This is a genomic window from Chryseobacterium sp. VD8 (assembly GCF_037149975.1).
GTDB lineage: Bacteria > Bacteroidota > Bacteroidia > Flavobacteriales > Weeksellaceae > Chryseobacterium > Chryseobacterium indicum.
The window spans coordinates 23,218-34,195 of the sequence record NZ_JBBCQL010000017.1; the positions used below are offsets into that span (position 1 = coordinate 23,218).

At 35.0% G+C, this 10,978-nt stretch carries 12 protein-coding genes and 1 pseudogene; 6 read left to right on the top strand and 7 right to left on the bottom strand.

Translation table 11 applies throughout. The features are described from left to right. The first annotated feature begins 184 nt into the window (after window positions 1–184). Entirely contained in the window at window positions 185–1,546 is a 1,362-nt protein-coding gene (gene ffh, locus WFK35_RS03635) for a signal recognition particle protein (RefSeq protein ID WP_336731385.1), read from the top strand. 31 nt (window positions 1,547–1,577) lie between these two features. Next, on the top strand, window positions 1,578–1,844 hold the full coding sequence (locus tag WFK35_RS03640; RefSeq protein WP_336731386.1) for a TM2 domain-containing protein: 267 nt from the start codon (window positions 1,578–1,580) through the stop codon (window positions 1,842–1,844). An 83-nt stretch (window positions 1,845–1,927) separates the two neighbouring features. Here WFK35_RS03640 and WFK35_RS03645 read toward each other — a convergent pair whose 3' ends face one another. From WFK35_RS03645 to WFK35_RS03665, 5 genes are all read right to left on the bottom strand, one after another. Then, window positions 1,928–2,551: an outer membrane protein gene (locus WFK35_RS03645; protein WP_336731387.1), complete on the bottom strand. Its 624-nt coding sequence runs from the start codon at window positions 2,549–2,551 to the stop codon at window positions 1,928–1,930. Window positions 2,552–2,638: 87 nt separating this feature from the next. Further along, window positions 2,639–3,247 (bottom strand): outer membrane protein, encoded by a 609-nt coding sequence (locus tag WFK35_RS03650; protein ID WP_336731388.1) that lies wholly within the window; start codon window positions 3,245–3,247, stop codon window positions 2,639–2,641. 211 nt (window positions 3,248–3,458) lie between these two features. Continuing rightward, complete coding sequence (locus WFK35_RS03655) at window positions 3,459–3,968, bottom strand: hypothetical protein (protein WP_336731389.1); 510 nt, start codon at window positions 3,966–3,968, stop codon at window positions 3,459–3,461. A gap of 115 nt (window positions 3,969–4,083) precedes the next feature. Further along, window positions 4,084–4,755 (bottom strand): porin family protein, encoded by a 672-nt coding sequence (locus tag WFK35_RS03660; RefSeq protein WP_336731390.1) that lies wholly within the window; start codon window positions 4,753–4,755, stop codon window positions 4,084–4,086. 140 nt (window positions 4,756–4,895) lie between these two features. Next, entirely contained in the window at window positions 4,896–5,855 is a 960-nt protein-coding gene (locus tag WFK35_RS03665) for a PhoH family protein (protein ID WP_087710390.1), read from the bottom strand. 135 nt (window positions 5,856–5,990) lie between these two features. Here WFK35_RS03665 and WFK35_RS03670 point away from each other — a divergent pair, with 135 nt between their 5' ends. Together WFK35_RS03670 and WFK35_RS03675 are read left to right on the top strand one after the other, a co-directional pair. Next, the gene (locus WFK35_RS03670; protein ID WP_336688845.1) at window positions 5,991–6,818 is read left to right on the top strand and encodes an SAM hydrolase/SAM-dependent halogenase family protein; all 828 of its coding nucleotides are present in this window, start codon (window positions 5,991–5,993) and stop codon (window positions 6,816–6,818) included. A 63-nt stretch (window positions 6,819–6,881) separates the two neighbouring features. After that, window positions 6,882–8,192: a dihydrolipoamide acetyltransferase family protein gene (locus WFK35_RS03675; protein WP_336731391.1), complete on the top strand. Its 1,311-nt coding sequence runs from the start codon at window positions 6,882–6,884 to the stop codon at window positions 8,190–8,192. A gap of 120 nt (window positions 8,193–8,312) precedes the next feature. On the opposite strand, the gene WFK35_RS03680 is transcribed toward WFK35_RS03675, so the two are convergent. Together WFK35_RS03680 and WFK35_RS03685 are read right to left on the bottom strand one after the other, a co-directional pair. After that, a complete protein-coding gene (locus WFK35_RS03680) occupies window positions 8,313–8,495 on the bottom strand; it encodes a hypothetical protein (RefSeq protein WP_336731394.1) in 183 nt (60 codons plus the stop codon). 2 nt (window positions 8,496–8,497) lie between these two features. Beyond that, window positions 8,498–9,232, bottom strand: coding sequence for a hypothetical protein (locus WFK35_RS03685; protein WP_336731396.1), 735 nt, complete (start codon window positions 9,230–9,232; stop codon window positions 8,498–8,500). A gap of 394 nt (window positions 9,233–9,626) precedes the next feature. On the opposite strand from WFK35_RS03685, the gene WFK35_RS03690 reads away from it, so the two are divergent. Both WFK35_RS03690 and WFK35_RS03695 read left to right on the top strand, forming a co-directional pair. Further along, window positions 9,627–10,250, top strand: a complete 624-nt coding sequence (locus tag WFK35_RS03690; RefSeq protein WP_336731398.1) for a hypothetical protein — start codon at window positions 9,627–9,629, stop codon at window positions 10,248–10,250. Window positions 10,251–10,290: 40 nt separating this feature from the next. Continuing rightward, window positions 10,291–10,978 (top strand): annotated as a pseudogene (locus tag WFK35_RS03695) (chloride channel protein); the annotation flags it as partial.

The following is a 10,978-nucleotide window of genomic DNA, read 5'->3' on the forward strand; positions in this document are numbered from 1 at the left end:
AGTCTGTTTTTCTGTAAAAAGATCAATATCCTATTAATGTATGAAGATAATCTTCAAATTGAATAAATATAATTCTCTGTCTGGTTTTTTATCTTTATTGAATGTTTACAATCTTATCACCATGAGAATTCTCATTTTACTAAAAAATTTCCTTATTTTTGCAAACCTATAATTTACAATACATATGTTTAATAGTTTACAGGATAAATTAGACAAAGCGCTTCATAACATTTCAGGACGTGGAAAAATCACGGAAATCAACGTTGCGGAAACCGTAAAAGAAATTCGTAGAGCATTGGTGGATGCCGATGTTAATTATAAAGTTGCAAAAGATCTTACAAAAAGAGTTCAGGATAAAGCTTTAGGACAGGACGTTCTTACATCGCTTACTCCGGGACAGCTGATGACGAAGATCGTTCACGATGAGTTAGTAGATCTGATGCGAGGTTCTCAGGAAGGAATCAACCTTTCCGGAAAACCGTCTGTAATTCTTATCGCAGGACTTCAGGGGTCCGGTAAGACTACTTTCTCCGGAAAACTGGCGAATTATTTAAAAACAAAAAGAAATAAAAAACCTCTTTTGGTTGCGTGTGACGTATATCGTCCGGCTGCGATTGATCAGCTTAAAGTTTTAGGCGGACAAATCGGGGTTCCGGTTTTCACGGAAGAAGGTTCTATGGATCCTTCAAGCATTTCTCAGAATGCGATTAATTTTGCAAAAGCTAACGGTCACGATGTAGTGATCGTGGATACAGCTGGTCGTTTAGCAATCGATGAGCAGATGATGAAGGAAATTAAAACCGTTCATTCTGTTATTACGCCAAACGAAACGCTTTTCGTTGTTGACTCTATGACGGGACAGGATGCAGTGAATACAGCTAAAGCATTCAACGATACTTTGAATTTTGACGGGGTTGTTTTAACGAAATTAGACGGTGATACCCGTGGTGGAGCCGCTCTAACGATCCGTTCTGTTGTTGAAAAGCCAATTAAATTCATTTCTACAGGTGAGAAAATGGAGGCTTTGGATCTTTTCTACCCAGAAAGAATGGCAGACAGAATTCTTGGAATGGGAGACGTTGTTTCCTTGGTAGAAAGAGCTCAGGAACAGTTTGATGAAGAGGAAGCGAAAAAACTTCACAAGAAAATCGCTAAAAATGAATTTGGTTTTGATGATTTCTTAAAGCAGATTAACCAGATCAAAAAGATGGGTAATATGAAGGATTTGATGGGGATGATTCCGGGTGTAGGAAAAGCGATCAAAGATGTTGAGATCAGCGATGACGCATTCAAGCATATCGAAGCAATCATCTACTCTATGACTCCCGAAGAAAGAAGAAAACCTTCCATCATCAATACCCAGAGAAAAAACAGAATTGCAAAAGGTGCAGGAAGAAAAATTGAAGATGTAAATCAGTTAATGAAGCAGTTCGACCAAATGGGCAAAATGATGAAAATGATGCAGGGTCCACAAGGAAAACAGATGATGCAGATGATGAGCAAAATGCCAAATATACCTGGAATGGGCGGAATGTTCGGCAAATAAAACACAAAAAAACGATTAAAAAATAATTATTATGGAAATCAATCAACAAGGGAACAACCAACCTTACAAATCAGAAAAAAAAGTTGTTGCAGGAATCTTAGGAATTTTACTTGGAACTTTTGCTATTCACAAATTCTATCTTGGATATACTAAAGCAGGAATTATTCAGTTAGTTTTAGGACTTGTAACTTGCGGTATTGTTGGTATTGTTGGATTAATTGAAGGGATTATTTACCTTACAAAATCTGATGAAGAATTTGACAGAACGTATGTTCAGAACCAGAAAGAATGGTTTTAAAACTTTAGTATTTTACAAATACAAAATCCGGCTCATATCTGAGCCGGATTTTTTGTTTATCCTAATGAAAGAAATTAATTGAATTATTTATCAGATTTCTGAGCTTTAGCTTTGATGAAATAAGAGAAACCTACGTTTACACCGAAAGTATTTACTCTGTTCTTAAATTCAGTACCGAAATAAGTTTCTTTGTTTGAGAACTGATCGAAAGACACCCCTAAGTTAATCCCTAAAGACTGAGTTGCCATATAAGTAACTCCTCCTTTCACTTTCCACGCTAAACCGTCAGCAGTAAAATCTGTTGAAGTTCCTGAAATAGTTTCTTTTGTTTTGCTCGAAGCATAACCGATACCTGCTCCCAAGAAAGGAACTACTTTGCTGCTGTTGGCAAAATAATAAGTCGCAGTTGGCATTACAGAAAAGCTGGAATCAGTATTCTTGTCACCATTGTCTTTTGTTGTAACATTTGTGAAACCTAAATCAATTCCTACGGCTAATTTGTCTATTACAAAATAACCTACAGATGGAGTAACAGCGAAAGTGCTTACTTTAGTCCCGTCAAAAGTCTGTCCGTTCACCTTTGTTTTAGTTTCCATATTGTTGAAACCAATTCCTGTATTTCCGCTGATTACCCAGTCTCCTTTAGTCATCTGAGCGTTAGATAATCCGAAAAACGCGATTGCACCTGCTAATAATAGCTTTTTCATAGTTAAAAAAATTTATTTTAAAGTTTATTTAAAGATTAAAAAGCCCTAAGTAAAACTCAGGACTTTTTAGTTTATATGCTTTGTTTATTATTTTGCAAAAACATATTTTACACCGATTCCAACAGAAGCCAAATCAAGACCGAAGTTGTAGTTATCTACGCTTTTCGCGTTCTTATATTTGAAGTTGCTATATCCGAATTCTCCGATAGTAGCTTCAATAGTCCAGTTTTTGTTTAAGAAATAATCTAAACCTGGCTTCACAGCAACACCGAAAGAATTGAATTTCTCTTCTGTAGTGTTTGTTACATTTGCAACAGTATTCTCAAGCTTATCTTTTCCGAAAGCCATTGGTACAGAAAGCTGACCGAAGATGTAGAATTTCTCACCTAAAGTCCAGTACTTTCTTGCAAAAGGTTCAACAACAAATGCAGAAACAGTGCTTTTAGTAGTTGTAAGTGCACCTTCATTTTTTGCTACGCTTGAAGCATAACCTACTCCAACTCCAACTGCTACGTTTGTTCCAACGAAATGTCCGATTGTAGGAACTAATCTTAAATCACTAGTTTTGATATTTGTATTGTTATCTTCAGTAGCTGCAAAGTTTAAAGTTCCTGATACATATGTAGTTCCCTTAGCAATTTGCGCATTAGATAAACCAAAAAGTGCGATAGCACCTGCTAATAATACCTTTTTCATTTTTTTAATAATTTTAATACTTTCTGACGGCAAATTTACAGTGACCGCTGTGAATATTAAAATTTGTTAATGTGATTAATATCATCGGAAATTTTTAGCAATTTCCAACAATAAATGTTATTAAATAAAGGCTTTTAGCGTTTTCACAAATTTTTGAATAAAAAAACTCCAATTTTGCAATCGGAGTTCATTATAGTTGATTTTAAAAAATTTACCTAAGGAAGAAATTTACCCCGAAATTCACCGCTCCGAAGTTAAATCTGTCGTCACCGTACCAATAAGGACCACGACCTTTGTATTTACTGCTTACACTCTGGAATCCTAAATACAGTTCTGTATTCTTCATCTGATACCCTACCCTCGGCGCAACATATAGTCCGCTGTTAATGTAGTTTCTGGTAGAAATTCCGGCACCAAGATCCAGTCCTACAAACAAAGGAATCTTATTAAATCTGTATTTTCCGGAAACAGCAACAGGTATAAATCCAAAATCGTCTACATTATCTTTTCCGAAAAAATGAGAATATCCTGTAGCAGCACCAATATCAAGACCTTTCGTGATATTCCACATATACGCTGCATCTAATCCCAGAGTTACACTCGCTGCATCTGCCGCATCCCCAAGCGGTGCACCAACATGAGCTCCCAGTCTGAAACCTTCCTGAGCCTGCGTAAGACCTCCAAAAAATGCAAAAGCACTTAACAATAATAGTTTTTTCATTTTAATAATTTTAAATTTTGAATTGAGAATTTTCCGGTAATAAAAATGGGTACATTTATACAGAAAAAAAGCGGTACAAATTCTGTACCGCTTTAATTTTTTATGAGAATAATTCTTAGTTTCCTCCGAATTTAAATCCTACTCCAACCTGTAAAAAGCTGTTGGTCAACTTTTCTCCGTTTGAAGCGTCTTTTGCCAAATTAGATACTCCCATATTGTATCTTGCATCAAAGAATAATCCGTTCTCCAGCATATATTCAGCACCAAGGAATGGAGCAATATTCAAAGTATTTAACTGATCTTTGATATCCACTTCATCGCTGCTGTTGATTTCGAATCCCGGAATAACTCCGCCTAATCCTAAATCTGCAGAATACTTTTGCTTAGCAGAAAGTATAACTCCAAAACTTGCACCTGCAGAAACCGAAAGACCTTCAGTAATGAAATATTTAGCAGAAACAGGAATTAATAAAGTATGGTAAGTCTGTTTTGCCTTAACATTAAAAAAGTTGGTAGGATCACTAGGATCAACTTCTGCAATATTCAGTTTTCCTCCAAGTGGTGAATATAAAAGTTCTCCCTGTAAACCAAATTTGTCACTTACTTTATATTCTGCAATACCTCCAATATAAAAAGTATGTACCGGATCTGAAGTTTCAGAATCTGAGTTGTCTTTAAGCTTAAGGGTTGAATAAGAATATCCTGCTTTAGGTCCGAATCTGAATTCCTGAGCTTTTGCGCTCAATCCCATAACAGCGACCGCTGTCAAAAGAAATAATTTCTTCATAGTTAATAGTTTTTTATTAATCAGCCGCAAAAATAACATTTTTTTTTTAATAACAAAATTTTGCCATCAAGATGTTTAAAAAAGAAAAAAGCAGATTAACCCGAATTAATCTGCTTTTCAATTATATTATGATAAATTGTTTAATCGTTTCGCTGTCTTTTTTCCTCATCGTTGTAGGCTAGAATAATTTTTCTTACAACAGGATGCCTTACAACATCTTCTTCCGTTAAATGAACAAAACCGATTTCTTTTACATCCTTCAGAATTCTCATCGCTTCCTTTAATCCGGATTGCTGTTTCGGAGGTAAATCCACCTGACTCGGATCTCCGGTGATGATAAATTTAGCATTCATCCCCATTCTCGTTAAAAACATTTTCATTTGGGAATGGGTTGTATTCTGCGCTTCATCCAGAATTACAAAGGCATCATCCAGAGTTCTTCCTCTCATAAACGCTAACGGAGCCACTTCAATCACTTTCTTTTCAATAAAACCTTCCAGCTTTTCGTGCGGAATCATATCACGCAATGCATCATACAAAGGCTGTAAGTATGGATCCAGTTTCTCTTTAAGATCACCCGGTAAAAATCCTAAGCTCTCCCCTGCTTCAACCGCAGGTCTTGTTAAAACAATTCTTTTAACGGTTTTATCCCTTAAAGCTTTTGCCGCCAAAGCCACACTCGTATACGTTTTTCCTGTTCCGGCAGGTCCGATCGCAAAAACCATATCTTTTTTCTCAGTTTCCTTAACTAATTTTTTTAGGTTGGTGGTTTTCGCTTTGATGATTTTACCATTAACGCCTTTTACAATGATATCCTGATCAAAAACAAGCTGTTTTTCGTTTTCATCTTTAATATTCAGAAGATTTTCAACATCTTTCAGGTCTATAGAATTGTTTTTTGAAATAAAATTAACAATATCATCAAGCTTTTTCTTAAAAATGTCCAAAGCTTCCTGATTGCCCATCGCAAAAATATAGTGATCTCTTCCCGTAATTTTAAGAGTGGGAAAAGTAGATTTTATAAGGTTGAAAAATTGGTTGTTTACTCCGTAGAAGATTTTCGCATCGATATCCTCAAGATCATATGTCAATTCAAACATGCAGTATTATTATTAATTTTAGATTTTAAATTTAAAGCTTTTTTTGAAATTTATATCAAATTCTTTTCCATAATTTTTCCGGCATTCCTTTTATTTTAGATAAATTTGCATTTCTATCATTCTATACAACCATCAATGTCAATTATAACCCTCACTTCAGATTTCGGAAATTTGGATTACAGAGTTGCCGCTGTAAAAGGGAGCATTCTTTCTCTGAATCAGAAGGTTAATATTGTTGATATTAGTCACGAAATACAGGCTTTTAACCTGATACAGACCTCTTACATCGTAAGAAATGCTTATAAACACTTTCCGAAAGGCACCATACATATTGTTTCCGTAGACAGTTTTCACAACAGAAACAGGAAAAATATTTTATATAAATCCGACGGTCATTACTTTTTGGCGGCGGATAACGGCGTTTTAAGTTTAATCTTTTTTGATATTAAACCTGAAGCCATTTACGAAATTACATTAAATAACCGTTTCGACGATATCGTTAATTTTACTTCTACGGATGTTTTTGTTCCTGCAGCCGTTCATCTGGCAAACGGAGGACTTCCCGAAGTAATCGGAAGAAAAATAGACTCTGCAAAGCAGCTTCTTTTTCCGAAACCTGTTTACAATGAATCCGAAAAAATGATTATCGGAGAAGTTACCTACATTGATAATTTCGGAAATATAATCTCAAATATTAATAAAGATTTTTTTGAAACCATCGCAAAAGGATACGAAAGTTTCACGATAAAATTCAGAAACTTAGCACTTTCAAGAGTCTTTTCGAGTCATACGGAAGTGGTTTCGGACTGGGATAGGGAAACAGAATTTCACGGGCAGTCTGCTGCAATCTTCAATGACAGTCAGCTTTTGGAGCTTACCATCTACAAAGGAAGCAGAAAAAACGGGGCAAAATCCCTGTTTGGACTTAACGTGGGCGAAAATATTTACATTGAATTTTTCTAAAATTTAATATTTCATAAAAAAATCGATTTTTTTTATATATTTGTCAAAATCTAAAAATTAAAAATGGCAGAATACAAATTATTGCTTCCGTCCATGGGAGAAGGTGTTATGGAAGCGACAATTATCTCCTGGTTGTTCAACGAAGGTGATAGCGTAAAAGAGGATGATTCCGTAGTAGAAATTGCAACAGATAAGGTAGATTCAGACGTTCCGACACCCGTTTCGGGGAAAATCGTAAAGATTTTGAAACAAAAAGACGAAGTTGCAAAAGTAGGTGAAGCCATTGCTATTTTAGAAATTGAAGGAGAAGGCGGAAACACTGCTTCTGAAGAAGTAAAAACGGAAACTCCGGCGGCTGCTCCGGACGCGGAAACCTTAAAAACCATTGAGGAACCTTTAAAAGTAGCTGCTTCAACAGAGTTTTCGGGAGATCTTTATCTTTCACCCCTTGTAAAATCTATTGCTCAGCAGGAAAATATTTCTGAAACCGAACTGAAAACCATCAAAGGAAGCGGTCTGGAAGGAAGAATTACCAAAGAAGATATTTTAGCATACGTTAAAAACAGAGGAAACCAGCCAGTTCAGCAGGCTGCTCCTGTACAAACTGCATCTGCTCCACAACCGGTTGCAACTTCAGCTCCGGCGGCAACCATTACCGCTTCTGCAGGTGATGAGATCATTCCGATGGACAGAATGAGAAAAATCATCGCTGAAAACATGGTAAAAGCGAAGCAGATTGCTCCGCACGTAACTTCTTTCATCGAAACAGACGTTACCAACGTTGTAAAATGGAGAAATAAAAACAAATCTCTTTTTGAAAAACGCGAAGGTGAAAAACTGACGTTCATGCCGATTTTCGTGAAAGCAGTTGTGAAAGCGATTCAGGATTTCCCTATGATCAACGTATCAATCAGCGGAGAAAACATCATCAAAAAGAAAAACATCAATATCGGTATGGCAACAGCTTTACCGGATGGAAATCTTATCGTTCCTGTTATTAAAAATGCAGATCAGTTATCACTTTCAGGATTGGCAAAAGCGATCAACGATTTGGCGTACAGAGCAAGAAACAAAAAATTAAGACCTGAAGATACTCAGGGCGCAACATATACTATTTCTAACGTAGGAAGCTTTGGAAACTTAATGGGAACTCCTATTATTCCTCAGCCTCAGGTTGCAATCTTGGCAATCGGAGCCATCGTTAAGAAACCTGCCGTTCTTGAAACTCCGGACGGAGATGTAATCGCGATCAGAAACTTAATGTTCATGTCTCACTCATACGACCACAGAGTTGTAGACGGTTCTTTAGGAGGAATGATGCTTAAACATGTTCATGATTACCTTGAAAACTGGGATCTGAATACAGAAATATAATTTATAAATGATGAATGATAAGTGATGAATGATTCAATTGTCATATTAAGCTTATCGAAACATCTTTACAATATAAAACCTTCGATTTTTTTCGGAGGTTTTTTTGTTAGCAAATATTTCTTATTGATTAGATTCTAACTCGTATTTTATTTCAGTATCTAGCTTGAAATTTTCTTTTTTATTGGACAGATAAATACTTTTCAGACTGTCATTTTTATCAAGATCAATGTATAGATCAAATTGATCTGTAGATTTGTTCTTTAAAATTTCATAGAGCTGATCAGGATCTAAATCTATTTTCATTCTTAAAACAGGCGCAAAAAAAATTCTTCCGACTTAGGTTTCATTCCGGCATTTTTAGTGATTTTAAGATCAATTTCATCAAAGGGACGTATTATAAGAGGTCGATTTTTATAGAAAAATGTTCTGTTTATGAGTGTATCTGCTAAATAAGATGAATTTGATAAATAATGATAAGTCACGGAACTAAACTCTATTCCTGAAAACTCGGAGCCACTTTTTATCGTAAGATATGGCGTAATTTTTATTTTATTCTGAGCAAAAAATACTGCGACATCTCTATTTACATCTTTATTAAACCAAGGCTTTAAAACTGCAGTTCCCCTAAGTTTTTGTGTTACTTTATAATTCGCTTTTACAGTAAACGCTCCGTGTTTTCCAAAGGTAAGCCCTAAATTTTCGCTATTTTCAATATTTTTTCTGATAAGGTCATCATCAATTTCTCCATTAAATTCATAAAATTTGTTGTCCTCAAAACAGAACCAAAACAAATGAAGTTTTTTAGGCAGAAGTTTTTCATTTACCGATAAATGCTTTTCCCCATTGGGAATATTAATAGTATCATCTTTGTTTATGAACATATTTTCCAGAAGTACTGTATTTACATCCTCTTCGTTTTCAACATAAATATAATAATCTGATCTGTCAAATCTTTTGTAAGCAGTTTCATTCAAAAAAATCCCGATAATTAATCCTCCAATAAGAATTAATAAAATGATATTCCAAATTTTAATAGCCATTTATATGCGCTTTAGCCAATCCTGATAACAATACTAAAAACAAGCTGTAAATGATAAGAAAAATAAACATACAAATAAGAATTATAATGTACACCGTTCTGATTTCTTTACTTGTTGTTACTGCAGAACTTATAAGAATAATTAGCATATTAATGATTAACAGATAAAGATAATTATTTAAAAAATCATTTGATAAAAAATCATAACGCTGTAAAAACAGAATATGCGAAAGCAAAAAAAACATAAAAACCAATATCACATTTGTAGAGTTTTTTTTCAGTAGCTGATATCTATTTTTATAAATATTCATCATGTTTTATAAACTTTTTTCCGTTTTTGTGTAAATCTACTCATTAATATTTAAATTTAACACAATTAAAAAAACCTTTTCACCGTGGAACTCGATTTCAGAAAACTAAACGTTAAAAAACTTTTCGATTTTTCAAAAGAAGAAGAAAATCTCATATTTGAGGTTTATGACAACCTTTTTGAAATTTACGATATTGCTGTTATTGAAATCAAAGACTCCCCTTTTCATGAATTTAACTCCGCTGAAGAAATACCGCTTTTTACTCCAAAAATAGGCTATTTCATTACGGATGAAAACAGGCAGAATTCTTTTTATCTTTTCATCGTCAGTAAAATCGGAACCACCGCAAAAGGAGCGTACACAATAACTTCATACGACAGTCTGCAAATCTGGGGAATGAAAAAATTAAGCAGTGATTTTGGGTTCATTTCAGTCAACAGAAAAAAATGGGCAGATAAAATTGCAGGAATATTCAGCAGCTTTACTGTTAATTTTAAAGACCGTGATTTTAAAGATTTTTATATTTTGGGAAGTAATCCTTTAAAAACACAATCCTTTTTAAACTCAGAACGAAAAGAAATAATCAAAGCGTTTTCTGATGAAGATTTTAAGCTGGAAATTAAAAACGACTTATTAAGCTTCGCCTTGCCTAAAGAACTTTCTGTACAAAATGCTTTAATGGTGGCAAAATTTTTAGAAGAAATATAAATTCCTTATTTTTATCATCAATCTTGCTACCAACAATTAAATGCTGAAAATAATAGTCATCATCCGGAGATCTCTTAAAAAATCTTTCGATAACATCCGAAACGAACAACTGAAGTACAATCTGCTTCAGGCAATTCCATTCTGGATCGGTTCTGTGATTACGGGTTTTGTGGCGGTGATGTATGCAAAGATTTTTTCGTGGGGGGGAAAACTCCTGCATTTTATTCTGGATTGGCATTCGTGGATGATCTTCATAATTGCTCCGATTGGTTTTGTTGTCTAATGGTGGCTCGTAAAAGAATTTGCCCCGAATGCAAAAGGAAGCGGAATTCCGCAGGTGATGGCGGCTGTAGAACTCGCCAATCCTAAAGAACATAGAAAGATTAGAAGTTTATTAAGCTTAAAAATTATTGTTTTCAAAATTCTTTCCTCTTTGGTTTTGGTTATCGGAGGCGGTGCAGTCGGTCGCGAAGGTCCTACGATTCAGATTGCAGGTTCTGTTTTCAGAAAAGTAAACGAATACCTTCCCGAATGGTGGCCGAAAATCTCAAAGAAAAATATGATTATGACGGGTGCGGCAGCGGGACTCGCAGCGGCTTTTAATACACCTTTAGGCGGAATTGTTTTCGCCGTGGAAGAACTTTCCAAAACCCACATCAATTATTTTAAAACCGCTCTGTTTACCGCAGTTATCATTGCGGGTTTAACGGCTCAGACTTTGGCCGGTT

What these genes read in the sequence shown, in the direction of transcription:
- ffh (WP_336731385.1), top strand. Translation starts at nt 185, where the DNA reads ATGTTTAATAGTTTACAGGATAAATTAGACAAAGCGCTTCATAACATT.
- WFK35_RS03640 (WP_336731386.1), top strand. Translation starts at nt 1,578, where the DNA reads ATGGAAATCAATCAACAAGGGAACAACCAACCTTACAAATCAGAAAAA.
- WFK35_RS03645 (WP_336731387.1), bottom strand. Translation starts at nt 2,551, where the DNA reads ATGAAAAAGCTATTATTAGCAGGTGCAATCGCGTTTTTCGGATTATCT.
- WFK35_RS03650 (WP_336731388.1), bottom strand. Translation starts at nt 3,247, where the DNA reads ATGAAAAAGGTATTATTAGCAGGTGCTATCGCACTTTTTGGTTTATCT.
- WFK35_RS03655 (WP_336731389.1), bottom strand. Translation starts at nt 3,968, where the DNA reads ATGAAAAAACTATTATTGTTAAGTGCTTTTGCATTTTTTGGAGGTCTT.
- WFK35_RS03660 (WP_336731390.1), bottom strand. Translation starts at nt 4,755, where the DNA reads ATGAAGAAATTATTTCTTTTGACAGCGGTCGCTGTTATGGGATTGAGC.
- WFK35_RS03665 (WP_087710390.1), bottom strand. Translation starts at nt 5,855, where the DNA reads ATGTTTGAATTGACATATGATCTTGAGGATATCGATGCGAAAATCTTC.
- WFK35_RS03670 (WP_336688845.1), top strand. Translation starts at nt 5,991, where the DNA reads ATGTCAATTATAACCCTCACTTCAGATTTCGGAAATTTGGATTACAGA.
- WFK35_RS03675 (WP_336731391.1), top strand. Translation starts at nt 6,882, where the DNA reads ATGGCAGAATACAAATTATTGCTTCCGTCCATGGGAGAAGGTGTTATG.
- WFK35_RS03680 (WP_336731394.1), bottom strand. Translation starts at nt 8,495, where the DNA reads ATGAAAATAGATTTAGATCCTGATCAGCTCTATGAAATTTTAAAGAAC.
- WFK35_RS03685 (WP_336731396.1), bottom strand. Translation starts at nt 9,232, where the DNA reads ATGGCTATTAAAATTTGGAATATCATTTTATTAATTCTTATTGGAGGA.